This window comes from Neotamlana laminarinivorans (genome assembly GCF_020523925.1).
GTDB classification, from domain to species: domain Bacteria; phylum Bacteroidota; class Bacteroidia; order Flavobacteriales; family Flavobacteriaceae; genus Neotamlana; species Neotamlana laminarinivorans.
On the sequence record NZ_JAJAPW010000030.1, the window covers coordinates 1 to 462 of the forward strand.

1 pseudogene is annotated in these 462 nt (G+C 32.3%); it reads right to left on the reverse strand.

The annotated features are described in order from the left end of the window. Positions 1-142 precede the first annotated feature (142 nt). A pseudogene (locus LG649_RS15915) lies at positions 143-462 on the reverse strand (cytochrome c oxidase subunit II); the annotation flags it as partial.

Consider the following 462-nt stretch of genomic DNA (forward strand, 5'->3'; position numbering starts at 1 on the left):
TGCTTAGCAATCATCTTATGGTCTTGACTAAATATGTATTTAGTTATAAAGGTTTCTTTATGATGATGTCCGTGATCGTCGTCGTGAGCGTGGTTATCTGCGTGTGCTGACATAATCTTGTATCGTGTTTTATCTTTTTAAATTAATTAACTAAAGAGTTCTTGAATTGTTTTTGCTCTGCTATCCAAGCATCATATTCTTCTTGGGTTTCAACTACAATTTTCATTTGCATATTGTAGTGTGATTTTCCACAAATTTTATTACAAAGTAGTATGTAATCAAACTCATATCTTTCTAAAGCATCTTCTCCTTTAGCAACAAGTTTTTTACTATTCTCGACTCTAATTTTATTAATATTTTGAACTTTTTCTACCATTTGAGGTGTTTGACGCATTTCAGCGGTTGTAACTGTTGGCGTAAAACCAAATTGAGTAATCATGCCAGGTACACAATTCATTTGAG